Origin of the sequence: Paraburkholderia ginsengisoli NBRC 100965, from assembly GCF_000739735.1 — a bacterium.
GTDB classification, from domain to species: Bacteria; Pseudomonadota; Gammaproteobacteria; order Burkholderiales; family Burkholderiaceae; genus Paraburkholderia; species Paraburkholderia ginsengisoli.
Window position 1 is genome coordinate 23199 of sequence record NZ_BBJF01000001.1, and the last position, 24303, is coordinate 47501.

Consider the following 24303-nt stretch of genomic DNA (forward strand, 5'->3'; position numbering starts at 1 on the left):
CGCTATGAGTAAAGACTATAAAGATCTGCTGGTCGCCCTCGACATCGGGACGTCGAAGGTCGTGGCCATCGTCGCCGAGTTGAAGGGCGAAGGTCACTACGAGGTGATCGGCCTCGGCCAGAGCGAATCGAAGGGGCTCAAGAAAGGCGTGGTGGTGAATATCGAAGCCACCGTGCAGTCCATTCAGCGCGCGCTCGAAGAAGCCGAGCTGATGGCCGACTGCAAGATCACGAACGTGTTCACCGGGATCGCCGGCAGCCATATCCGCAGCTTCAATTCGAGCGGCATGGTGGCGATCAAGGAGAAGGAAGTCACGCAGACGGACGTCGCGCGCGTGATCGAAACGGCGAAGGCGATCAACATTCCGACCGATCAGCAGGTGCTGCATATCCTCACGCAGGAATTCATCATCGACGGTCAGGAAGATGTGCGCGAGCCGATCGGCATGAGCGGCATCCGCCTCGAAGTGAAGGTGCACATCGTCACCGGCGCGGTGAGCGCGGCACAGAACATCGTCAAGTGCGTGCGCCGCTGCGGGCTCGAAGTGAACGATCTGATTCTGCAGCCGCTCGCGTCGTCGCTCGCGGTGCTGACGGAAGACGAGAAAGAACTCGGCGTGGTGCTGGTCGACATCGGCGGCGGCACGACTGATATTGCGATTTTCAGCGAAGGTGCGATCCGTCATACGGCCGTGATTCCAATTGCCGGCGATCAGATCACGAGCGACATCGCGATGGCCTTGCGCACGCCGACGCCGGACGCCGAAGACATCAAGGTCGATTACGGCATAGCCAAGCAGGCCCTGGCCGATCCGGACGAGATGATCGAAGTGCCGGGTCTCGGCGAACGCGGTCCGCGCACGCTGTCGCGCCAGGCGCTGGCGGCGGTGGTCGAGCCGCGTGTCGAAGAACTGTTTTCGCTCGTGCAGCAGGTGGTGCGCGAGTCGGGTTACGAGGAACTGCTGAGCTCCGGCGTCGTGCTGACCGGCGGCGCGTCGATGATGCTCGGCATGGTCGAACTGGGTGAAGACATTTTCCTGAAGCCGGTGCGCATCGGCGTGCCGGAATACGCGGGCGGTCTCGCCGACGTCGTGCGCAATCCGCGCTATTCGACGGCGATGGGCCTGCTCGTCGAAGGACGCTCGCAACGCATGCGCGGCCGCAAGGTCGCGGTGCAGTCGGGCTCGATGGGACAGGTGTTCACGCGCATGAAGGACTGGTTCCTCGGCAACTTCTGACGCATCGGTTTAGCTGTACGGGTTTAGCTGCACTGGTTTAGCTGGACGGGTTTCGAACGGGTTCCAAAAAATACGCGCTGGTGCCGGCGGCCGGCGCGCGACAGGAGGTTGCCCGATCTCCTGCCGAATAACGGCCGAGTGGCTGTAATTTTTTATCTTGACGGAGGCATCATGGATTTCCAAATGCTGGAAACCGAAACGAACGGCACCATCATCAAGGTGGTCGGAGTAGGTGGCGCTGGCGGCAATGCCGTTCAGCACATGATCAACAAGGGCGTGCAAGGCGTCGACTTCATCGTGATGAACACGGACGCGCAAGCGCTGTCGCGTTCGCGCGCCACCGCGGTGATCCAGCTCGGCAACACGGGTCTGGGCGCAGGTGCGAAGCCGGAAATGGGCCGCGCCGCAGCGGAAGAAGCACGTGAGCGCATCGCCGACGCACTGCGCGGCGCGCACATGGTCTTCATCACGGCCGGCATGGGTGGCGGCACGGGTACGGGTGCCGCACCGGTAGTCGCGCAGATCGCCAAAGAAATGGGCATCCTGACCGTGGGTGTGGTCAGCAAGCCGTTCGAGTTCGAAGGCGGCAAGCGCATGCGCGTCGCTGAAGCCGGTTCGCAGCAACTGGAGGATCACGTCGACTCGCTGATCGTCGTTCTGAACGACAAGCTGTTCGAGGTGATGGGCGACGACGCCGAGATGGACAAGTGCTTCCAGTGCGCTGACGACGTTCTGAACAACGCTGTGGCCGGCATCGCGGAAATCATCAACGTCGACGGTCTGGTGAACGTCGACTTCGAAGACGTGAAGACGGTGATGGGCGAGCAGGGCAAGGCGATGATGGGCACGGCGACGGTCGCCGGCGTCGATCGCGCGCGTCTGGCCGCCGAGCAGGCTGTCGCGAGCCCGCTGCTGGAAGGTGTGGATCTGTCGGGCGCGCGTGGTGTGCTGGTCAACATCACGTCGAGCCGCTCGCTGCGTCTGTCGGAAACGCGCGAAGTGATGAACACCATCAAGAGCTATGCTGCTGAAGACGCGACCGTGATTTTCGGTGCGGTGTATGACGATGCGATGGGCGATGCGCTGCGCGTGACCGTCGTGGCAACGGGCCTGGGCCGTGCGGCGAAGAAGCAGCAATCGGCACCGATGACGCTGCTGCGCACCGGCACCGACAACCAGCCGATCGGCGCAATGCAGCACGCAGCGTATGCGCCGTCGGCATCGCACGCGAGCACGGCCGATTACGGCGCGCTGGATACGCCGGCAGTGTGGCGCACCTCGCGCGATACGGCTGCTTCGCACGTCCAGGCGCTGCAGGAAAAGGGCGTCGACACGTACGACATTCCGGCATTCCTGCGCAAGCAGGCGGACTGAGCGCGCGAGCAGGCTTCGTTGCCGCGCTGCGGGTGATGTCGCAGTGCAGCGCTGGCGGACGAATGCACGAGCGTGGCGGGTGAACGGCGAACAGGCCGCGTATCGTCAGATTCGCGGCAAGGAAAAGTGCCCTCTTCGGATTCGCGAAGCGGATGGGGCGACTGTCGCCGGACGGTGGAGTCTTGTTATGGCTAGCTGCCGAATTTCACTGCGACACGAGAACGTGCGAGTGATGCTTCGCATCGATGCAAAGGACTGAGCATGATTCAAGCAGGTGACAAGCTGCCCGACGCGACGCTCTTCGAGTTTGTCGAAGACGAGCGGGCGGGCTGCACGTTGGGGCCGAACAGCTTCAGCGTGCGCGAGCAGACGGCGGGCAAGCGCGTGGTGATCTTCGGATTGCCGGGTGCGTTCACGCCGACCTGTTCGGCCAAACATGTACCGGGTTATGTCGAGCACGCCGGGCAGTTGCGCGCTCTTGGCATCGACGAGATCTGGTGCGTGTCCGTCAACGACGCGTTCGTAATGGGCGCGTGGGGACGCGATCAGCACGCCTCGGGCAAGGTGCGCATGATGGCGGACGGCACTGCGGCTTTCACCAAAGCGCTCGGTCTCGAGCAGGATTTGTCGGCGCGCGGCATGGGAATCCGTTCCCAGCGCTACGCGATGGTGGTCGACGACGGCGTGGTCAAGACGTTGAACGTCGAGGCTGCCGGCAAATTCGAAGTCAGCGATGCAGGGAGTATTCTCGCCACGTTGAGCTAGTTGCGCGGCGTCGCCCCTTCGCCTCGGCAGCGCGCTTCTGGCGCGTTGTGCTCCGGCAACGGTGAGTAAGACGCTTTTGTGACAGGCCGTTACGCGGGCCGATGACCGGAAACGCCTCCGTTCCGGGACATCGGCCCGTCACGCTTTCCCTGACGGGCGCCCATTGGGTAATGCTGCGAAACAGATTGATACGTTCCGCGCAACGACGCTCCTTAGGGTATTGGAGTATAATTCGCGCTATGGAATAAAAAGTCCCGATTGGGATTTTCAATCGAACAGAAGATCACCATGTTGAAGCAGCGCACTATCAAATCAATCGTCAAGACAGTTGGCATCGGCCTGCACTCCGGTCGAAAGGTCAATCTGACGCTCCGCCCGGCAGCGGCGGACACTGGCATCGTGTTTTCGCGCGTGGATTTGCCCACGCCGGTGGACATTCCCGCGTCGGCGATGGCTATTGGCGATACGCGTCTCGCTTCCGTGTTGCAGAAAGACGGCGCGCGCGTGTCGACCATCGAGCACTTGATGTCCGCCTGCGCCGGTCTTGGCATCGACAATCTCTACGTCGACGTCACCGCTGAAGAAATTCCGATCATGGACGGCAGCGCGGGTTCGTTCGTGTTCCTGATCCAGTCGGCGGGTATCGAAGAGCAGAACGCGGCGAAGAAATTCATCAAGGTCACGAAGCCGGTCGAAATTCGCGATGGCGACAAATTCGCGCGCCTCGATCCGTACTTCGGTTTCAAGCTGAAGTTCACGATCGACTTCCGCCACCCGGCCGTGGACAAAACCGGTCAGGCGCTTGAAGTGGATTTCGCCAATACGTCGTACGTGCGGGAAATCGCGCGTGCCCGCACGTTCGGCTTCGCGCACGAGGTCGAAATGATGCGTGAGCTGGGTCTGGCGCGTGGTGGCAGCATGGACAACGCGATCGTGCTCGACGAATACCGCATCCTGAACAACGACGGCTTGCGTTACGACGACGAGTTCGTGAAGCACAAGATGCTCGACGCGATCGGCGACCTGTATGTGGTGGGTCATCCGTTGCTGGCTTCGTACAACGCATACAAGTCGGGTCACGGCCTGAACAACGCGCTGTTGCGCGAGTTGCTGGCGCACGAAGATTCGTACGAAATCGTCACGTTCGACGACACGCAGAAGGCGCCGCGCGGCTTCGCATACGAGACGCAAACGGCATTCGCATAGCGCCTTTGTTTGATCTCGCGGAAGCGAACGCATAAAAAAACGGCCCACGGGCCGTTTTTTTTTCGTTCAGCGGTTTAGCGATTTCTCCGATGCCGGGCCGCCATTCTCGCCAACGCCTCCTGTAGCGGCGACGGCGCGAGCGATTCGGCGAGCGCGTGCAGTGCGTCGGCGCCGGTCGGTGTCATGCGCGCCTGCTTGACCGGCGGCGGGGGCTTGACCGCCTGCGGCCGCACGCGAATTCTCAGCGCATTGACCGGCCAGCCGCGCTGCTGCAGATCCGATAGCAACCGTGGCTCCAGATGCCGAAGCCGCGCCGCGAGCGCGTTGTGCCCGGCGAAGAGGGCCAGCACGCCGTCCTTGATGAAGCCGGGTTCGACGCTCGTCGCCAGATAATCGGGCAGCAGCGTGCGCAGATCCTTTTCCAGCGCGGCAATCTGCTCGACGCCCGCGCGCAGGGCCGCGAACGCATCCGTGCGATTGAGCACTTCGGCGACGGGCTGCGGGCGGCGCGCCTTGAACTGCTGGGGCGGCGGCCTTGAAAAGGACGGAAAACGGCTCATGTTTGACGGTAACGGCGTGTTCGCACCCTATGCGCGTTCACGCCGCGATTGTACCGCGCGGGATGCACGCGGGCCCGCCTGAATGCGCGCCGTCAAAGGTCGCTGCGGCGGGCCTCGGATGCCTTGCCGCCGTCGCGCCTCTAACACAGGCGCTGCCGGGGGCGCGTGCTAAAATGCCCGATTCGAATTCACTCTTGGACTAAGCCGCCGAGGCCCTTCCGACCCCGGAGCGCACGTGCACGAACCGCACGCCGCGACCCAGCCGAAGCCGCGACGCAGACACCGATCCGATGACCACCGGTTTTCTACAAAAGATTTTTGGCAGCCGCAACCAGCGGTTAGTCAAGCAATATCAAAAGACCGTCGCGGCGATCAATGCGCTCGAACCGCAGATCGAGCAATTGACGGACGATCAACTGCGCGCCAAAACGGGTGAATTCCGCCAGCGTGTCGCGAGCGGCGAATCGCTCGACAAGCTGCTGCCCGAAGCGTTTGCCGTGTGCCGCGAGGCCAGCAAGCGGGTGCTGAAAATGCGCCACTTCGACGTGCAGCTGATCGGTGGCATGGTCCTGCACTACGGCAAGATCGGCGAAATGCGCACCGGCGAAGGCAAGACGCTCGTCGCGACGCTGCCGGTGTACCTGAACGCGCTGTCGGGCCGCGGCGTCCACGTGGTCACGGTCAACGACTACCTCGCACAGCGCGACGCCGAATGGATGGCGCGTCTGTACAACTTCCTCGGTCTGTCGGTCGGCATCAACCTGTCGCAGATGGATCACGAGGCGAAGCAGGAGGCGTACGCCGCCGACATCACCTACGGCACGAACAACGAATTCGGCTTCGACTACCTGCGCGACAACATGGTCTACGAGACCGAAGCGCGCGTGCAGCGAGCACTGAATTTTGCGGTGGTCGACGAGGTCGACTCGATCCTGATCGACGAAGCACGGACGCCGCTGATCATCTCCGGCCAGGCCGAAGATCACACCGAACTCTACGTGCGCATGAACGCGCTGCCGCCGCTGCTCGAACGCCAGATCGGTGAAGAGAAGGCCGACGGCACCGGCGTCGAAAAACCGGGCGACTACACGCTGGACGAAAAGGGCCGTCAGGTGTTCCTGACCGAGTCGGGCCACGAAAAGGCCGAGCGTCTGCTCGCCGAGTGGGGCCTGATCGGTGAGGGCGAGAGCCTGTACGCGCCTCAGAACATCACGCTGATGCACCACGTGTACGCCGCATTGCGCGCGCACACGCTGTTCTTCAAGGATCAGCACTACGTCGTGCAGAACGGCGAAGTCGTGATCGTCGACGAATTCACCGGCCGTCTGATGGCGGGCCGTCGTTGGTCCGACGGTCTGCACCAGGCAGTGGAAGCGAAGGAACACGTCAAGATCCAGAGCGAGAACCAGACGCTCGCCTCGATCACGTTCCAGAACTACTTCCGCATGTACGCGAAGCTGGCTGGCATGACCGGCACGGCCGACACCGAAGCGTACGAATTCAACGAGATCTACGGTCTCGAAACGGTCGTTATCCCGACCAACCGTCCGCCGAAGCGGATCGACAAGCAGGATCAGATCTACAAGACCGCCAAGGAACGCTACGACGCGGTGATTCGCGACATCCGCGACTGCTACGAGCGCGGTCAGCCGGTGCTGGTCGGTACGACGTCAATTGAGAACTCAGAGCTGCTGTCGCATCTGCTGAAGCAGGCCGGTTTGCAGCACGAGGTGCTGAACGCGAAGCAGCACGCGCGTGAAGCCGAGATCGTCGCCGAAGCGGGCCGTCCGAAGCGCATCACGATCGCCACCAACATGGCCGGTCGCGGTACCGACATCGTGCTCGGCGGCAACGCGGAAAAGCAGGCGTCATTCATCGAGCAGGACGAAACGCTGTCCGACGACGAGAAGCAGCGCCGCATCCAGAAGCTGCACGACGAATGGCAGGCGCTGCACGATCAGGTGAAGGCCGCGGGCGGTCTGCACATCATCGGCACCGAGCGTCACGAATCGCGCCGGATCGACAATCAGTTGCGCGGTCGCGCCGGCCGTCAGGGTGACCCGGGTTCGTCGCGCTTCTATCTGTCGCTGGAAGATCCGCTGCTGCGCATTTTCGCGGGCGACCGCGTGCGCGCGATCATGGACCGCCTGAAGATGCCGGAAGGCGAGGCCATCGAGGCGGGCATCGTGTCGCGTTCGATCGAATCGGCGCAGCGCAAGGTCGAGGCGCGCAACTTCGACGTTCGCAAGCAGTTGCTCGAATACGACGACGTGTCGAACGACCAGCGCAAGGTGATCTACCAGCAGCGCAATGAGTTGCTCGAAGCGAACGACATCACCGAGACTATCGGCGCAATGCGTCATGGCGTGATCGCCGACATCGTTCACCAGTTCGTGCCGGCAGGCAGCATCGAAGAGCAGTGGGATGTGCCCGAACTGGAGGAAGTGCTGCGCAACGAATGGCAGCTCGACCTCGCGATCCAGGAAATGATCAACGAGTCGAACTCGATCAGCGCGGACGAGATTCTCGAAGCGGTCGAAGCCGCCGCCGACGAAGCGTACGAAGCGAAGGTCGAGCTGGTCGGCCGCGAATCTTTCAGCGCGTTCGAACGCTCGATCATGCTGCAAACGCTCGACCGTAGCTGGCGCGAGCATCTGGCCGCGCTCGACCATCTGCGTCAGGGCATCCATCTGCGCGGCTATGCGCAGAAGAATCCGAAGCAGGAATACAAGCGCGAGGCGTTCGAGCTGTTCGCCGCGATGCTCGACGCGGTGAAGCTCGAAGTCACCCGTGTGGTGATGAACGTGCAGATCCAATCGCCGGAGCAGTTGGAAGAGGCCGCCGAGCAACTCGAAGAGCAGGGCAGCCACCTCGAGCACGTCGAGTTCCGCCATGCCGAGTTCGCCGAAGCCGCCGCCGCGGCGCCTGTAGCCGAAGCGGCCACCGCCGCGATGATCGGCGACGCGATGAGCCACGGCCACGGTGCTACGCCGCAGGCGGCGGCGTCGAATGCGGGCGCAGACAACGTGCCGAAGGTCGGTCGCAACGACCCGTGCCCGTGCGGCAGCGGCAAGAAGTACAAGCAGTGCCACGGCAAGATCGTCTGATGCCGAAAGCGGCGCGCTTCTGAGCGCGCCGCGTCGTTTTACGCAGTGCTTTGCTGTTGATTTCGCGGTGGCTCGGCAACCTGACCGGGCCACCAGTTCCGTTTCCTCGATGCCGGCGCCTGCCGGCATTTTCTTCGACAGGTCGCGACCATGGCTGTCAATTTCCCCTCGATCGATCCCGCTCAACTCCATCCCATCGCCGGCGTTACGCTTGGCTGGGCGGAGGCGAACATCCGCAAGCCGAACCGCAAGGACGTGCTCGTCATTTCCGTCGACGAAAACGCGACGGTGGGCGGCGTGTTCACGCAAAACCGCTTTTGCGCGGCGCCCGTTACGGTGTGCCGTGAGAATCTGCAGCGTGTGCGCGCCGGCGGCAAGCCGATCCGCGCGCTGGTGATCAACACGGGTAACGCCAACGCGGGCACGGGTGAACCGGGTCTGTTGGCGGCGCGCGAAACCTGCGCGGAACTCGCGCGTCTCACCGACATTGCGCCAGAACAGGTGCTGCCGTTTTCGACGGGCGTGATTCTCGAACCGCTGCCGGTCGATCGTCTGAAGGCCGGTTTGCCGGCCGCGCTGGCCAACCGCCGCGAAGCGAACTGGTACGACGCCGCGCAGGCGATCATGACCACGGACACGCTGCCGAAGGCCACTTCGCGCCAGGTCACGATCGACGGCCACACGGTTACGCTGACCGGCATCAGCAAGGGCGCCGGCATGATCAAGCCGAACATGGCGACCATGCTCGGCTTCCTCGCGTTCGACGCAGCCGTCGCGCAGCCGGTGCTCGACGCGCTGGTGAAGCATGTCGCGGACCGCTCGTTCAACTGCATCACGATCGATGGCGATACCTCGACCAACGATTCGTTCATCCTGATCGCGTCGGGCAAATCGAGCCTGCCGGCGGTCACGTCCACCGATTCGCCCGCTTATGCAGCGCTGCGCGACGCGGTGACCGAAGTCGCCCAGACGCTTGCGCAACTGATCGTGCGCGACGGCGAAGGCGCGACTAAATTTATGACCGTGCGTGTCGAAGGCGGGTCGAGCGTCGGCGAATGCCGCCAGATCGCGTATGCGATTGGCCACTCGCCGCTCGTGAAGACGGCCTTCTATGCATCGGACCCGAACCTTGGCCGCATTCTGGCGGCAATCGGCTATGCCGGCGTGGACGATCTCGACGTCGGCAAGATCGATCTGTATCTGGACGACGTGCTGGTCGCGACTGCCGGCGGCCGCAACCCGGCCTACCGTGAAGAAGACGGCCAGCGCGTCATGAAAAAGAGCGAGATCGGCATTCGCGTCGTACTCGGCCGCGGTGATGCGCAAGCCACGATCTGGACTTGCGATCTGTCGCACGACTACGTGAGCATCAACGCCGACTATCGTTCGTAATCAGGCTCGTTGCGCGGCCCTCGGCCGCGTGGCAGGCCGCTTACTTCATCGTCATGGACAAACTCGAACAGTTTCTGACCCGGGCCGAAGCCGTGCTCGTCCGCCTGGAAGCAATGCTTCCGCCCGCCGCGCCTGACATCGACTGGTCGGCCGCGGTCGCCTTCCGCTGGCGCAAACGCCAGGGGCGCGGCTACCTGCAACCGGTGCCCGCCATCTCGTCGATCACGCTCGACGATCTGCAAAACATCGATCGCCAAAAAGGGCTGATCGAGCAGAACACGCGTCAGTTCGTGCACAAGCAACCGGCCAACAACGTGCTGCTGACGGGCGCGCGCGGCACCGGCAAATCGTCGCTGATCAAGGCTTGCCTGAACGCGTACGCGAAAGACGGCCTGCGTCTGATCGAAGTCGACAAGGACGACCTGCACGATCTCGGCGACATCGTCGACCTGATCGCGAAGCGGCCGGAGCGCTTCGTGGTGTTCTGCGACGACCTGTCGTTCGAAGACGGCGAGTCGGGCTACAAGGCGCTGAAGGTCGCGCTCGACGGCTCGATCGCGGCGCAGTCGGACAACGTGCTGATCTACGCGACGTCGAACCGCCGCCATCTGTTGCCCGAGTACATGAGCGACAACGAGACGTACAAGCACACGTCGGACGGCGAGATTCATCCGGGCGAACTGGTGGAAGAGAAGATTTCGCTGTCCGAGCGTTTCGGGCTGTGGGTCAGCTTCTATCCGTTCAAGCAGGACGACTACCTGTCGATCATCGCCCACTGGCTGCGGCATTTCGGTTGCGACGACGCCGAAGTCGAAGCCGCGCGCGGCGACGCGCTGGTGTGGGCGCTCGAACGCGGGTCGCGCTCGGGCCGCGTGGCGTGGCAATTCGCGCGCGACTGGTCGGGCCGGAAGACCTCGGCATGAGCGACGCCCAGAAGAACGCCGCCGGCCGGACGGTGACGGAAGTCGCGGTCGGCGTGCTGATTCAACCGGACGGGCGCTATCTACTGGCGCAGCGTCCGGCGGGCAAGCCGTATGAGGGCTACTGGGAGTTTCCGGGCGGCAAGCTGGAGGCGGGCGAGTCGGTCGAGGCCGCGCTGGCACGCGAGCTGCACGAGGAACTGGGGATCGACGTTCAGGCGAGCCATCTCTGGCATACGCTCGAACACGATTATCCGCACGCGTATGTGCGACTTTTCTTCTGCAAGGTGACGCACTGGTCCGGCGAGCCGCACGGCCGCGAAGGACAAGCGTTCGTCTGGCAGACCTTGCCTGCCGACGTCACCCCGCTGTTGCCGGCGACCATTCCTGTGCTGGAATGGCTCGCGGCGGAAAAGAACTGATAGGCAAAAAAGCGGTACGACGGGCGTTGCGGTGGCAGCGGCCGTCGTCCTGCGCGGTCATCAGAACGAGGCCACGCTCTCAATGCGGGTTGTAATTCCCGTCAGGGGTCTCGTCCGACGACGCTTCCTGATCGGTCCCGCCGATCTTGTATTTCTCAGCGGCCCAGGCGCCGAGATCGATCTGCTTGCAGCGATCCGAGCAGAACGGACGGAAGCGGTTTTCAGGGGTCCAGCGGACATCCTTGCCGCAAGTGGGGCATTTGACGACGGTAGGCATACGGTCAGGCAGTCAATCGCAAACGGAACAAGTTACGAATATAGGGGCATTTGGCGCCGCTTCAAAGGCGCGTCCCTCGATCCGGATTTACCGGGCGAACGTGGCAGCCCGGTTGCGAGCCCGATCACAGGCTGCAAAGCGTGAGCTGGAACGGCACGTCTACATCCACCGCGCGTGGACGCAAATCGCCGTCCTGCACCGTGAAGCGCACCCACAGCATGTACTTGTTGGCGCTCGCCTCGGGGATCACCCGCAATTCAGGTGCGACGCGAACCTGCATCAATTGATACGAACGTCCCGACAGCATCTGCTGGTAGCTGCCTTGCATCGCCATCACCTTGGATGCCTGGCCGGACTCGCGCGCGAGCCGCAGAACGATGGTGGCCGCGTCGCGCAGGGGTAGCAGCGGTGTGACCCACTTTGCGATGTCCTGACGGCGTTGATCGGGATGCAGCTGCTGCCATGCGTAATAAGACGGTAAATCGAACTTGCAGGTGCCGCCGGGGATGATCGCGCGGCTGCGAATGCTGGCGAGCCACTCGTTGTCGGCCAGATGCTGACCGGTCTTGCCCTGCATCTGCCCAAGCCCCGCGAGAGTCTGTTCGATTTCGCCGAGCACCGCTTCAAGCGCGTTCTGCTCGATGCCCGGATTGCCGCGAAACGGCGCCAGCGTTTGCCGTTGACGTTCGAGCTCCTTCATCAGATCCGACTTCAGATCCGCGCGACCCGCAACTTCTGAGATTTCGAACAACGTTGTCAGTGCGACGTGATGTTCCCTGGCGTCTTCCTGAGTCAGAAAGAACGTGAAGCGCTCGAACAGATCTTCGAGGCGCAACAGCGTCCGGATTCGCTCGTTGAAGGGATACTCGTAAAGGATCAAGCGGGCTCGCCTCGGGCGTGGTCGGTGACGGGAATGCAGAACATTCTAATGCCGTGAGACTACCCTAGCAATCACGCACTTTTTCAGCGTGGTTTCGCAACTTTTTTCGCGCGATTCGGGCGGTTTCCGCGTGCTTTGGCTTTTGGCTTGCACGTGGCCGCAAAGTTCAACGAGGGGACACAGATGCGCGCGCTGTATTCGTAGCTGCGCGCTGGCCGTTGCGCGGACGGCGCGCGCTTGGCTCACGTTCGGTTTACGTTCGCCTCACGCGCCCGCGAGGGACAGATACACCCGATGTTGCGCGTCGACTTGCGCCTGCAACGCGTCGAGCGGCGCGTGGTCGTTGTCGATCACGTCGTCGGCTGCGGCGAGGCGCGCTTCGCGCGTCGCCTGGCGGGCGATGATCGCCAGCACCTGGTCGCGGCTGAAGCCGTTGCGGCTCATGACGCGTGCGATCTGCGTCTCGACGCTGCAATCGACGCCCAGCACGCGGTTGACGCGGCCCCTCCAACTGCCGGACTCGACTAGCAGCGGCACTACGACGATCACGTAAGGGCCCTGCGCTTCGCGCTGGTCGCGTTCGGTTTCCGCACGAATCAGCGGATGCGTGATCGCTTCGAGACGTTTGCGCGCGCTCTCGTCGCTGAAGACCAGCTCACGCATGCGCGCGCGGTCGAGCGAGCCGTCGGCGGCGACGTACGCAGCGCCGAATTCGGCTGCGATCAGCGGCATCGCGATGCCGTGCGGCGCGGTGATGCGATGCGCGATCAGGTCCGTGTCCACGAGCGGCACGCCGTGCGCGGCGAACAGATCGGCGACGGTGGATTTACCGCTGCCAATGCCACCGGTCAGTCCTACGACAAACATGCTTCAGCCTCCCAGAGCCAGATAGAGCGGTGTGCCGAGAAACAGCGTGAGTGCGCCGCCCGCTGCGAGAAACGGCCCGAACGGCAATGGCTCTTCGAAGCGCATGCGGCCGCGCCAGGTTGCCGCGAGGCCGACTACCGCGCCGGCGACCGCGGCGATCAGCACGATCTGCGGCAGCGCGGCCCAGCCGAGCCACGCGCCGAGCGCCGCGAGCAGCTTGAAATCGCCATAGCCCATGCCTTCGACGCCGCGCACCAGTCGGAACACCCAATGCACAGCCCACAGCACCAGGTAACCGAAGATAGCGCCGAGTACCGCATCGTGCAGGCTCGTGAACATGCCGTTGAAGTTGACGATCAGGCCCGCCCACAGCAACGGGAGCGTCATCGAATCGGGCAGCAGATGCGTGTCGATGTCGATCGCGCTCATCGCCAGCAGCGCCGCGCATAAGCCGAAGGCGGCGAGCGCGGTGGCGGTCGGGCCGAACGACGCGAGTGTGCCAGCCGCGAACGCGGCGCTGGCAATTTCGAGCAGCGGGTAGCGCAGGCTCACGTGCGCTTTGCAGGCGGAGCAACGTCCGCGCAGCAACACATAGCTGATTACCGGCAGATTCTCCCACGCGCTCAGGACGTGCCCGCAATGCGGACACGCGCTGCGCGGCACCCACAGGTTATAGCGTGCGGGCAGGCCATCATCGGCGGGCGGTGCGTCGGTGGTGTCGCTGATTTCCGCGCGCCATGCACGCTCCAGCATGATCGGCAGCCGATGCACGACGACGTTCAGGAAGCTGCCGATCACGAGGCCGAACACGATTGCGAACGCGGTCTGCAGTCCGGCAGGCAAGCTCCCGAACGCGAGGCCGAGACCGCTCGCGAAGTGGCCGGGCAGCAAGCCCGAGAGCAGACTGGAAGAAGTTTCTGGCACGAGTGGAAAAGGAGCCTGCATAGATAAGGGGATGGATTCGGCTGCGATCCTACACCACGTTGCCGAGTTGAATAATGGGAAGATACATCGCGATCACGAGGCCGCCGACCAGCGTCCCCAGCACGATGATCACGAGCGGCTCGCACAGACTCGACAGCGTGCCGATCTTCTCGTCTACCTGACGATCCGCGAGCGACGCTACGTCGATCAGCATGGTGTCGAGCGCGCCGGATTCTTCGGCGACCGCAACCGGCTGCACGACTTCGGGCGGAAAGCACTGCGCCGCGCGCATCGCTGCGGCGAGCCGCTCGCCGCGCCGCAGCCGAGCGGCGATGTCGACGGTGGCGCGATCAAAGAAGGCGTTGCCGGTCGCGTGGGTCAGCGAGTCGAACGCGTCGGCCAACGGGGTGCCTGCGGACAGCAAGGTCCCGAGCGCGCGGCTCCAGCGCGCCGCGCACAGCGTGCCCAGCAGCGGCCCGGCGACCGGCATTCTTAGCGATAGACGCGCGAAGCGGATGCGCGCCATTTCCGAGCGCCGCAGCAGAAACGTCACAGCCGAAGTCAATGCAACGCTCATGACGATGACCGGTATGCTCCAGCGCGCCGCGCCGGACGACAACGCCAGCACGAACTGCGTCGGCGCGGGCAGCTTCGCGCCGAAGCCATCGAAGATCTGTTTGAAGGTCGGCACGACCCACACCAGTAACGCGGCGGTAATCGCCATGGCCAGCAGCAGGATCGCCACCGGATAGGTCAGTGCGGCGCGCACTTTCGCGCGCTGCGCGGCGGCGCGTTCGCGGTCGTCGGCGATGCGCGCGAGGACGGCGGCCAGCGCGCCAGCTGCCTCGCCGACTTCGACGAGCTGGCAGTACAGCGCATTGAATTGCGCCGGGTGCCGCTGCAACGCCGCCGAAAAGCGCAGGCCGGCGGAGATGTCGCGCGCCAATGCGCCGACGATGCGCAGCATGCCCTGACGGTTCGACGACTGCGCCTGCGCGAGCAGATCGAGCGCGGGAGCGAGCGGCAAACCGGCGCGCAGCAGACTGGCGAGTTGTCGCGTGAACAGTGTGACGTCGGCGGTGCGCGCTCGGGGGCGCGGCGCGGGTCCCTGCGCAGCGAGCTCGACGATAAACAGGTCGTCGCGCTTGAGCATGAGTCGCGCAGTGCCTGCGTCCGGCGCGATCACCGTGCCGTTTTTGTGGGTGCCTTTTGCGTCGACGGCGCGCCATTTGAAGCGCGTGTCGGCCGCAGGAGGCTGATGAGTCGTGAGCGTGCTCATGCTTACGCTCATGCGATTTCAGTGGCGGCCAGCGCTTCAGCGAGACTGGTGGTGCCGTCGCGTACGCGAGCCAGCGCCGCGTCGCGCAACGTGGCCACCTGTTCGCTTTGCGCAAGCCGTGCAAGCTCGTGCGTGCCAGCGCTTGCGACAATCAGTTCGCGCATCGCATCGGAGACAGGCATCACCTGGTGAACGCCGACGCGTCCCCGGTAGCCGATGCCATGACACGCCGCGCATCCAGTCGCCGCGTATGGCTGCCAGCCATCGAGCTGTTGCTCGTCGAAGCCCGCGGCACGCAGCGCCGCCCTCGATTGCGGCGCGGGCGCGCGGCACGCGACGCACAGCCGCCGTACCAGCCGCTGCGCCGTCACCATCCGCAGCGCGGCCGCGAGGTGGTACGGCTCCACGCCGATATCGATCAGACGCGCAATCGCGGCGGGCGCGTCGTTCGTATGCAGAGTCGACAGCACGAGGTGGCCGGTTTGCGCGGCTTTCACGGCGACGTCGGCGGTTTCGTTGTCGCGGATTTCGCCGACCATGATCACGTCCGGGTCCTGTCGAAGGAACGCGCGCAGCGCCACCGCGAACGTCAGTCCAGCCTTTTCGCGCACGCTGACCTGATTGATGCCGGCCAGCTGGATTTCGGCCGGATCTTCCACCGAACACAGGTTGCGCGCTTCGCCATTCAACAGATTCAGAAAGCAATACAGCGATAAGGTCTTGCCGCTGCCGGTGGGCCCGGTGACGAGCACGAGACCGTGCGGCGCGTGAATCGCCGCATCCACCGCCTCGCGTTGACGCGGATCAAGACCTAGGGAATCGAGCGAAAGATCGGTGGGCAACGCGTCGAGTCGGCGTAACACCAGCTTTTCGCCGAACAGCGTCGGCAACGAGTTGACGCGATAGTCTTCCAACCGCCCCGGCGACGTTGCGATGCGCAGCCGGCCGTCCTGCGGCACGCGCCGCTCGGCGATATCCATGCGCGCCAGCACCTTCACGCGCGTGATAAATGCGTCGCGCAGATGAGCGGGCGGCTGCGGGATTTCGTGCAGCACGCCGTCAATTCGCAAGCGCACGCGCCAGCCGTGTTCGGCCGGCTCGATGTGCAGATCCGAGGCATTGCGGCGCGTCGCTTCCTGCAACGTGTCGGTCAGCAGACGTACGGCGGGCGCGTTGTCGGGATCGCTGAGATGGGCCGCGCCCGCTTCGGCGGTGAACGGATTGGGCTTTGCGCGTGACGCGCTGTCGCCATCGAAGGCGAGAGGCCGTGGCGAGTTTACCGCTGCTTGAAAAGACGCTTGCATGAGAAACCGGGGATGAGCCGCCTGTAGAACATGACGGCTTTCATCTTCCGGTAACGCGGCCGGCGCCGCCATTCAGCCATTCGGCTAATGGCGCGCGCGGTGCGGGTATGCGATGCTGGTGGCGTTTTGGGTGACCGACGGCCAGCAACTCAGCCCAGTAGCGCTTTGCCGCCTTTGGTGCGCGCCGGCGGTTTGAACAGCTTGACCGTGCGAATCGCCTGGTCGTCGCTGCGCATGACTTCGAGTTTGATCTCGCCGATCTGCACGCACACATCGCCGTCGGGAATGTCTTCGAGAATTTCGAGGATCAGGCCGTTGAGCGTTTTCGGGCCGTCGGTAGGCAGCGTGAGTTGCAGCCAGCGGTTCAGCTCGCGCAGCGGCATGCTGCCCGCGACGATGCATTCGCCTTTCTCGTTCCAGCCGCCGCGCGAGTTGGCGCTACGCGGAATCGACGTGGTGAATTCGCCGATCAGTTCCTCGATGATGTCTTCCGGCGTGACGAGGCCTTGCAGCTCGCCGTATTCGTTGACGACCAGCGCGGTGCGGTGACGGCTCTCCTGGAAGTATTGCAGCTGCTGGAAGACAGGAGTGCCGCTCGGCACGAAGTACGGCTCGGCGAGCAGTTCGCGCAGCGTCTCGCGTTCCAGTTCCTGGTTGTGCAGGGCCGCGAGGGTCTTGCGTACGTGCAGCACGCCCAACACCCGGTCGATGTCACCCTGATAGACGATCAGCTTGTTGTGATAGCAGGTTTCGAGTTGGTGCAGGATCTCTTCGAACGGCGCATCGAAGTCGAGCGCTTCGATGCGCCGGCGCGGGATCATCACGTCGTCGACGGAAATGTTTTCGAGGTCGAACAGGTTCAGCAGGATGCTACGGTGCTTGGTCGGCATGAAGCTGCCCGACTCCAGCACGATGGTGCGCAGTTCCTCGGTGGACAGACGCTGATCGTGCGCGCCTTTCGTGTTGATGTGCAGCACGCGCAGGATGCCGTTCGCGAACAGATTGACGACCCAGACGAGCGGTTTTGCGACGCGCATCATCGGCGCGATCAGCAGGCTGGCGGGCAGCGCGATCTTCTCCGGGAACGTCGCGCCGACGATTTTCGGCGTGATCTCCGCGAACACGATGATCAGAAACGCGACGATGCCGGTCGCAATGGACAGCACCAGGTTGTTACGGCCGAACGTATGCAGCGCGATCGACGTGGTGAGCACCGGGATGATCGTATTGAACAGATTGTTGCCGATCAGCACGACGCTCAGCAGTTGGTCGGTGTGCGCTAGCAGACCCTGTGTGGTCTTCGCGCCGAGCGCGTTCTGGTTGGCAAGGTGTTTCAGGCGATGGCGGTTGATCGCCATCATCGCCGTTTCGGAAATCGAAAAGAAGCTGGAGCAGATAAGCAGCAGAAAGACGGCGCCAATCTGCGCCCATAAGGGAAGTTGTTCCACGCGTCGTGAAGAATAGGGGAGAGGATGGAGAGAATATAGCAGAGGGGGCGCGGCGAACTGCCTGCGCAGACGGTGTGGCGTGCTCGCCCACATATGGCAGCGCGTCTTGCGCGGGAAGCAGAAAACTCGCGCGCAAAACAAAAAACCGCCCAGCAAGCTGCGGCGGTTTTTCGAGCCTTGAACTAACAAGGCAAATCTGGTCGGGGTGAGAGGATTCGAACCTCCGGCCTCTACGTCCCGAACGTAGCGCTCTACCAGGCTAAGCTACACCCCGATTTGTACTGCGAACTCGATTCAGACTAATCCGGCGTTTCAGTCCCGTTCAAGACTGTCTTGCCGTCGAGTAAGAACATAATTCTAGCAGGCTATCTTTGAAAATGGAACTGGGAAATGAAGAAATTGCTGCTGCTGCCGCCTGCGCTTCCTGTTTTGCGCACTCGAGCGTGTGATCCAGGGCGCCCGAACGGGTGATCGCTTCGAAGATCGTATCGAAACGGTCCGTGCCGCCCTGCTCGATCGCTTCGCGCGCGAGCGCCGATTGCTCCGGCGTGCCGCGTTCGATCAGATAAATCAGAGGAAGTGTCGGTTTGCCTTCGCGCAGATCGTCGCCGGCATTCTTCCCCATCGATTCGGCCGTGCCGGTGTAGTCAAGCCAGTCGTCCATGATCTGGAACGCGGTGCCGATGCGCCGGCCGAACTCCGCGGCGGCCGCTTCAGTCTTCGCGTCCGAGCCGGCCAGCACCGCGCCGAGCTGGGCAGCCGCCTCGAACAGCTTGGCCGTCTTGTAGCGGATCACCTGCATGTAGCGGGCTTCGTCGACGTCCGCATCGTGCATGTTCAGCAGTTGCAACACTTCGCCTTCGGAGATGATGTTGGTCGCCTCGGAGAGAATCTCCATCACGCGCATCTTGCCCACGCCGACCATCATCTGGAACGAGCGCGAGTACAGAAAGTCGCCGACCAGCACGCTCGCGGCGTTGCCGAACAGCGCATTGGCGGTCTGGCGGCCGCGCCGCAGATCGGATTCGTCGACCACGTCGTCATGCAGCAGCGTGGCAGTGTGAATGAATTCGACCACCGCGGCCAACTCATGCCGGTGCCCCGTGGTTTCGCCCAGCGCGCCCGCGACCAGCAACAGCAGCGCCGGCCGCAGCCGCTTGCCGCCGGCGCTGATGATGTACTCGGAAATCTGGTTGATCAGCATCACGTCGGACGCAAGGCGGTGCCGGATGACGCGATTGACCTGCTGCATGTCTTCGGCGATCGGAGCGAGCAGGCTGGCGGCGTTGGAGGAGGGGGTGGCAGTCGACGACATGATGGCTGAATTGGGTAGTGCCGCGAATTATAAGGCGAATCGCGACAGTTCCGGGTCGCAGGCTGCGGCGCGGCGTGCTCGGGCTCGCATTCGGGACGGCGGCGCCGGCGCTGTGGGCGAGGCATCGGGGTAGACGTGCGGCGCCACTGAATGAGTTTTGACCGAGCAGCTAACTCTATGTATAATCACGGGTTTCCGCGCGCGGTGCGTGGAAAAAATGAACACAGAGTGAGGTTCTCAATGTACGCGGTCATAAAAACCGGTGGCAAGCAGTATAAAGTTGCCGTCGGCGAAAAACTTAAAGTAGAACAGATACCGGCAGACATTGACGCTGAAATCACGCTCGACCAGGTTCTCGCAGTGGGCGAAGGCGAATCGATTAAGTTCGGTACGCCGCTGGTCAGTGGGGCTTCCGTCAAGGCTACCGTCGTGTCGCAAGGTCGTCACGCAAAAGTGACCATCTTCAAGATGCGTCGCCGGAAGCACTACCAGAAGCATGGCGGCCACCGCCAGAACTATACCGAACTGCGCATCGACGCTATCAACGCGTAAGCGCACCGGTTAAGGAGCAAATCAAATGGCACACAAAAAGGCAGGCGGATCATCCCGCAACGGCCGCGACTCTGAATCGAAGCGCCTCGGCGTGAAGGTTTATGGCGGCCAGGCAATCAACGCTGGCGGCATCATCGTTCGCCAACGTGGCACGCGTATGCACCCGGGCGAAAACGTCGGCATCGGCAAGGATCACACCTTGTTCGCGCTGACGGACGGCCACGTCAATTTCTCGACGAAAGGCGCAGCGAAGAAGCACATGGTCAACGTCGTCCCGGCAGCAGTCTGAGTTTACTCAGGCACGGGCTTCAGGACCGGAAAAAGGCCCCGCGAAGTTAGCGGGGCTTTTTTTATTGCGGCGCTTTCGTTGGATTCGCGAGGTCGATCACTCATGCCGGAAAGGCTATGCCGTTCGGTCGATTGATCAACGCGCGGCGGGCGCGGCAAAATAGCAGCATCCAGTAGCATTCAATCTAGCAGCACCATCTGGCAGTACACCACGGGACGGAGTTACGCATGAAGTTCATTGACGAAGCGAGGATTGAAGTCATCGCCGGCGACGGAGGGGATGGCAGCGCGTCGATGCGCCGCGAGAAATTCGTTCCGTTCGGCGGCCCCGATGGCGGCGACGGCGGCCGGGGCGGCAGCGTGATCGCGGTCGCGGACCGCAACATCAACACGCTGATCGACTATCGGTACGCGAAAAAACATTTGGCGCGCAACGGCGAAAACGGCCGAGGCGCAGATTGCTACGGCAAAGGCGGCGACGACATCACGCTGCGCATGCCGGTCGGCACCACGATTACCGACATGGAAACCGGCGAGCTGATCGCCGACCTGACCGAGCACAACCAGAGCGTGCAGATCGCGCAGGGCGGTGCCGGCGGTCTCGGTAACTTGCATTTCAAATCCAGCACGAACCGCGCGCCGCGTCAGAAGACCGACGGCAAGCCGGGCGAGCGCCGCATGGTGCGTCTCGAATTGAAGGTGCTGGCCGACGTCGGTCTGCTCGGCATGCCGAACGCGGGCAAATCGACGTTTATCTCGTCGGTGTCGAACGCGAAGCCGAAGATCGCTGACTACCCGTTCACGACGCTCGCGCCGAATCTGGGCGTGGTGCGTGTCGGGCCGAGCCGCAGCTTCGTGATCGCCGACATTCCTGGTCTGATCGAAGGCGCGGCGGAAGGCGCCGGTCTCGGCCACCAATTCCTGCGTCACCTGCAACGCACCGGCCTGTTGCTGCATATCGTCGACCTCGCACCGTTCGACGAAGCGGTGGATCCGGTCGCGGAAGCCAAGGCGATCGTCAACGAGCTGCGCAAGTACGACGAGTTGTTGTACGAAAAGACCCGCTGGCTGGTGCTGAACAAACTCGACATGGTGCCGGAAGACGAGCGTGAAGCGCGGGTGGCGGCATTCCTCGAAGGCTTCGGTTGGGACGGTCCGGTGTTCGAAATCTCGGCGCTGACCGGCCAGGGTTGTGAAAACCTCTGCTACGCGGTGTTCGATCACATCGCCGCGCATTCGGACGCACAGCGCCAGGCGGAAGCCGAAGATCTCGCCGCCGACGTGCGTTTCCGCGAGAAGCCGGAAGCGCCGCCCGCCAACGACGAATCCAGCACCGACCCGCAGCAATAAGAAAAGCTCGAGCGCCGGCAGCCTGCTCGGGCTGCCGGCATGCATCACGCGTCATCTTGGGAGACAGCGCACAATGCGTTCCGTCATCGCAGATTCACGGCGATTGGTAGTGAAAGTCGGTTCGAGCCTCGTCACAAATGACGGGCGCGGCCTCGATCATGCTGCGATCGGCCGCTGGGCCGCGCAGATTGCCGCGCTGCGCGCGCAAGGCAAGGAAGTGGTGCTGGTCAGTTCGGGCGCCATCGCGGAAGGAATGCAGCGGCTCGGCTGGACCAAACGGCCACGCGAAATCGACGAATTGCAGGCGGCCGCGGCTGTCGGTCAAATGGGTCTCGCGCAGGTATATGAGAGCCGCTTTGCCGAGCACTCCATTCAGACCGCGCAGATTCTGCTGACCCACGCCGACCTGGCCGACCGCGAACGCTACCTGAACGCGCGCTCCACATTGCTCACGCTGTTGCGCTTGGGCGTGGTGCCGATCATCAACGAGAACGACACGGTCGTCACCGACGAAATCAAATTCGGCGACAACGATACGCTGGGTGCGCTGGTCGCCAATCTGATCGAAGGCGATGCACTCGTCATCCTCACCGATCAGCAAGGTCTGTTCACGGCCGACCCGCGCAAGGACCCGAGCGCCACGCTCGTTCAGCAGGCCGATGCTGGCGCGCCGGAACTCGAGGCGATGGCGGGCGGCGCGGGCTCGAGCCTCGGTCGCGGCGGCATGTTGACCAAGATTCTTGCGGCGAAGCGCGCGGCTCACAGCGGCGCCAATACGGTGATCGCGAGCGGTCGCGAAGCGGACGTGTTATCGCGGCTGGCCTCAGGCGAGGCAATCGGCACGCAGTTGATCGCGCGCACCGCACGGATGGCGGCCCGTAAGCAGTGGATGGCCGATCATCTGCAGGTGCGGGGCCATGTGGTGATCGACGACGGCGCGGTCGAAAAACTGACGGCTGGCGGCAAGAGCTTGTTGCCTATTGGCATCGTCGGAGTGCAGGGCGCTTTTGCGCGCGGCGAGGTGATCGCGTGCCTGAGTCCCGCGGGGCACGAAGTGGCGCGCGGCCTGACGAACTACAGCAGCGCCGAAACCAAGCTGATTCAACGGCGTCCGAGCGGCGAGATCGAATCGGTGCTCGGCTACATGCTGGAGCCCGAATTGATTCATCGCGACAACCTGGTGCTGGTCTGATCTACAGTCCAGTACGTACACACGGCCGATAAAAAAGCCGTTCCAGTGAAAACTGGAACGGCTTTTTTATGTCCCGACGCGCGCTGAGTCAAAGACGCGCGCACATGCACAAGCCTCAATGAATCAACGACGTCGCGGTGCGCTTATAGCGGATATTGTCGAGAATCTGCGTGGCCTTGCCCGTCGGCATCTTGTTCGCGCACATGTAATCCTGATACAGCGCCGCGTGATAGGCGTTCAGCGCGCCGTTCTCGATGCGTGAGAACTCGTTCGCGACGGTTCTGTCCCAGTCGTCGTGATCCGCGTTCAAACCCGCGTACAGACGCCATTCATACGTGTCGCAGCGAATCCCTTCGTAGTTCACATTGCGAGCGCCGCTCGGGCTCGTCACAACCACGGTATAGCGCACTACGCCGTCGGTGCCCACGCTCAACGAGTTCCGGTCGATCGCGAATTGCAGCGGCGTATTGCCCGACACTTCGAACGGCAGCAGATTCGAGTCTTGCGGCAGCGGCGGCAAGGTGTCCACCTGGTTTTCAACCCAATTGCCTTTGCGGTCGAGCAGGTAAACGAACGCGCTGTCGTCTTTATTGGAGGGCTTGCCGGCGCTCGAGCAGCCAGCCAGCAGGGCGCCGGTGGCGACACACGCCACGACGAGTGCAAGTGCTTTCAATATGGTTTCCTCGAAACACTGGCGCGGCCCGAGGCCGCGCCAGCGGAGGCGGCATGGACAGCCGCACAGAGTTGTTAATTGCGCACGCCCGGGCGGAACAGCGAGCCGGCGGTTTCGCTGGCCGATTCGTCCAGGTGTTCCGGGCCGGCGCCGACCTCGGCCGTTGACCCGGAGTCCTGACCGCAATCGGATGCGATCGTGACGTGAACCGATGTTTCGACGCTGACGGTGGTGATGGAAGTCACCGTCATTACCGTGGAATCCGGTGGACTTTCCATCGACGACGCTATCCGGGGATAACGCGGCCCATGGTGTCCGCCAGGTTTTTCCGCACGCGGCGCAGCCCGGCGCATGAAACGGGACAGCTCCGTCAGCGCCAACTGATACACATCCCGCTTGAACTCGATCACACAGTCGAGCGGCACCCAATACTCGTTCCAGCGCCACGCATCGAACTCGGGATGGTCGGTGGCGCGCAAGCAGATGTCGCAGTCGCGTCCCACCATCCGTAGCAAGAACCAGATTTGCTTCTGGCCGCGGTAATGACCGCGTACTTCGCGCTTGATGAACTTGTCAGGCACCTCGTAACGCAACCAGTCGCGCGTGCGACCGATCACCTTGACGTGCTCAGGAAGCAGCCCGGTTTCTTCGTGTAACTCCCGATACATCGCTTGCACGGGGGTCTCTCCGTACTTGATGCCCCCTTGCGGAAACTGCCAGGAATGTTCACGGAGCCGCTTGCCCCAAAACACCTCGTTGTGCGCGTTCAAGAGGATGATGCCGACGTTCGGGCGAAAGCCTTCACGATCCAGCATACAACCACCTTCGAATCCTTTAAAATTGCTTTGATTATAAACAGATAACGGACCCGACGCACCGAATCGCACCAGAATGGAACGAATCGCCGCAAAAGCCCCGCATTTGCGGTAGCCTGTCAGTCTTTCCGGGCCTTATCCCTTGTGCATCAGCAT

The 24303-nt window shown here is 63.0% G+C and carries 23 protein-coding genes and 1 tRNA gene; 12 read left to right on the plus strand and 12 right to left on the minus strand.

Annotation, left to right across the window (positions count from 1 at the left end; genetic code table 11):
- Positions 1-4 precede the first annotated feature (4 nt).
- The 4 genes from ftsA to lpxC all read left to right on the plus strand — a co-directional run bounded on the left by ftsA (position 5) and on the right by lpxC (position 4582).
- Positions 5-1237, plus strand: a complete 1233-nt coding sequence (gene ftsA, locus BGI01S_RS00095) for a cell division protein FtsA (RefSeq protein ID WP_007180311.1) — start codon at positions 5-7, stop codon at positions 1235-1237.
- A gap of 171 nt (positions 1238-1408) precedes the next feature.
- Entirely contained in the window at positions 1409-2611 is a 1203-nt protein-coding gene (gene ftsZ / locus BGI01S_RS00100; protein ID WP_042320748.1) for a cell division protein FtsZ, read from the plus strand.
- Positions 2612-2872: 261 nt separating this feature from the next.
- On the plus strand, positions 2873-3376 hold the full coding sequence (locus BGI01S_RS00105; protein WP_042320750.1) for a peroxiredoxin: 504 nt from the start codon (positions 2873-2875) through the stop codon (positions 3374-3376).
- A gap of 288 nt (positions 3377-3664) precedes the next feature.
- Positions 3665-4582 carry a UDP-3-O-acyl-N-acetylglucosamine deacetylase gene (lpxC, locus tag BGI01S_RS00110; RefSeq protein ID WP_042320825.1) on the plus strand — a complete coding sequence of 306 codons (918 nt, stop codon included), beginning with the start codon at positions 3665-3667 and terminating at the stop codon, positions 4580-4582.
- Positions 4583-4656: 74 nt separating this feature from the next.
- Here the strand turns inward: lpxC and BGI01S_RS00115 are convergent, their stop codons facing one another.
- Positions 4657-5142 carry a DciA family protein gene (locus BGI01S_RS00115; protein WP_042320752.1) on the minus strand — a complete coding sequence of 162 codons (486 nt, stop codon included), beginning with the start codon at positions 5140-5142 and terminating at the stop codon, positions 4657-4659.
- A 290-nt stretch (positions 5143-5432) separates the two neighbouring features.
- Between BGI01S_RS00115 and secA the strand changes: the two genes are divergently transcribed.
- The 4 genes from secA (at position 5433) to BGI01S_RS00135 (ending at position 10983) form a co-directional block, all read left to right on the plus strand.
- A complete protein-coding gene (gene secA / locus BGI01S_RS00120) occupies positions 5433-8249 on the plus strand; it encodes a preprotein translocase subunit SecA (protein WP_042320755.1) in 2817 nt (938 codons plus the stop codon).
- 150 nt (positions 8250-8399) lie between these two features.
- Positions 8400-9641, plus strand: coding sequence for a bifunctional glutamate N-acetyltransferase/amino-acid acetyltransferase ArgJ (argJ, locus tag BGI01S_RS00125; RefSeq protein ID WP_042320758.1), 1242 nt, complete (start codon positions 8400-8402; stop codon positions 9639-9641).
- A 53-nt stretch (positions 9642-9694) separates the two neighbouring features.
- Positions 9695-10564 (plus strand): ATP-binding protein, encoded by an 870-nt coding sequence (locus tag BGI01S_RS00130; protein WP_042320761.1) that lies wholly within the window; start codon positions 9695-9697, stop codon positions 10562-10564.
- Complete coding sequence (locus tag BGI01S_RS00135) at positions 10561-10983, plus strand: NUDIX domain-containing protein (protein ID WP_042320765.1); 423 nt, start codon at positions 10561-10563, stop codon at positions 10981-10983. The genes BGI01S_RS00130 and BGI01S_RS00135 overlap by 4 nt, the downstream gene beginning before the upstream one ends.
- A 79-nt stretch (positions 10984-11062) precedes the next feature.
- Here BGI01S_RS00135 and yacG read toward each other — a convergent pair whose 3' ends face one another.
- From yacG to BGI01S_RS00180, 9 genes are all read right to left on the minus strand, one after another.
- Positions 11063-11260 (minus strand): DNA gyrase inhibitor YacG, encoded by a 198-nt coding sequence (gene yacG, locus BGI01S_RS29135; protein ID WP_042320767.1) that lies wholly within the window; start codon positions 11258-11260, stop codon positions 11063-11065.
- A gap of 124 nt (positions 11261-11384) precedes the next feature.
- Positions 11385-12140, minus strand: coding sequence for a cell division protein ZapD (zapD, locus tag BGI01S_RS00145; RefSeq protein ID WP_042320771.1), 756 nt, complete (start codon positions 12138-12140; stop codon positions 11385-11387).
- A 264-nt stretch (positions 12141-12404) separates the two neighbouring features.
- Positions 12405-13007 (minus strand): dephospho-CoA kinase, encoded by a 603-nt coding sequence (coaE, locus tag BGI01S_RS00150; RefSeq protein ID WP_042320774.1) that lies wholly within the window; start codon positions 13005-13007, stop codon positions 12405-12407.
- A 3-nt stretch (positions 13008-13010) separates the two neighbouring features.
- Positions 13011-13952, minus strand: coding sequence for a prepilin peptidase (locus BGI01S_RS00155; RefSeq protein ID WP_042320777.1), 942 nt, complete (start codon positions 13950-13952; stop codon positions 13011-13013).
- 28 nt (positions 13953-13980) lie between these two features.
- The gene (locus tag BGI01S_RS00160) at positions 13981-15210 is read right to left on the minus strand and encodes a type II secretion system F family protein (RefSeq protein ID WP_042320779.1); all 1230 of its coding nucleotides are present in this window, start codon (positions 15208-15210) and stop codon (positions 13981-13983) included.
- 8 nt (positions 15211-15218) lie between these two features.
- Positions 15219-16514, minus strand: a complete 1296-nt coding sequence (locus tag BGI01S_RS00165) for a GspE/PulE family protein (protein WP_042320782.1) — start codon at positions 16512-16514, stop codon at positions 15219-15221.
- A gap of 149 nt (positions 16515-16663) precedes the next feature.
- Positions 16664-17962 carry an HlyC/CorC family transporter gene (locus BGI01S_RS00170; protein WP_042320785.1) on the minus strand — a complete coding sequence of 433 codons (1299 nt, stop codon included), beginning with the start codon at positions 17960-17962 and terminating at the stop codon, positions 16664-16666.
- Positions 17963-18159: 197 nt separating this feature from the next.
- Positions 18160-18236, minus strand: a tRNA-Pro gene (locus BGI01S_RS00175).
- Positions 18237-18284: 48 nt separating this feature from the next.
- Positions 18285-19277, minus strand: a complete 993-nt coding sequence (locus BGI01S_RS00180) for a polyprenyl synthetase family protein (protein WP_042320787.1) — start codon at positions 19275-19277, stop codon at positions 18285-18287.
- A gap of 240 nt (positions 19278-19517) precedes the next feature.
- Here BGI01S_RS00180 and rplU point away from each other — a divergent pair, with 240 nt between their 5' ends.
- The 4 genes from rplU (at position 19518) to proB (ending at position 22659) form a co-directional block, all read left to right on the plus strand.
- Complete coding sequence (gene rplU, locus BGI01S_RS00190) at positions 19518-19829, plus strand: 50S ribosomal protein L21 (protein WP_007180329.1); 312 nt, start codon at positions 19518-19520, stop codon at positions 19827-19829.
- A 25-nt stretch (positions 19830-19854) separates the two neighbouring features.
- The gene (rpmA, locus tag BGI01S_RS00195) at positions 19855-20118 is read left to right on the plus strand and encodes a 50S ribosomal protein L27 (protein WP_007180330.1); all 264 of its coding nucleotides are present in this window, start codon (positions 19855-19857) and stop codon (positions 20116-20118) included.
- Between the two features lie 227 nt (positions 20119-20345).
- A complete protein-coding gene (gene cgtA, locus BGI01S_RS00200) occupies positions 20346-21467 on the plus strand; it encodes an Obg family GTPase CgtA (protein ID WP_042320790.1) in 1122 nt (373 codons plus the stop codon).
- A 73-nt stretch (positions 21468-21540) separates the two neighbouring features.
- The gene (proB, locus tag BGI01S_RS00205) at positions 21541-22659 is read left to right on the plus strand and encodes a glutamate 5-kinase (protein ID WP_042320793.1); all 1119 of its coding nucleotides are present in this window, start codon (positions 21541-21543) and stop codon (positions 22657-22659) included.
- 115 nt (positions 22660-22774) lie between these two features.
- Here proB and BGI01S_RS00210 read toward each other — a convergent pair whose 3' ends face one another.
- Both BGI01S_RS00210 and BGI01S_RS00215 read right to left on the minus strand, forming a co-directional pair.
- Positions 22775-23332, minus strand: coding sequence for a CNP1-like family protein (locus BGI01S_RS00210; protein ID WP_042320796.1), 558 nt, complete (start codon positions 23330-23332; stop codon positions 22775-22777).
- Between the two features lie 74 nt (positions 23333-23406).
- On the minus strand, positions 23407-24147 hold the full coding sequence (locus BGI01S_RS00215) for an RNA pyrophosphohydrolase (RefSeq protein WP_042320799.1): 741 nt from the start codon (positions 24145-24147) through the stop codon (positions 23407-23409).
- Positions 24148-24303 lie beyond the last annotated feature (156 nt).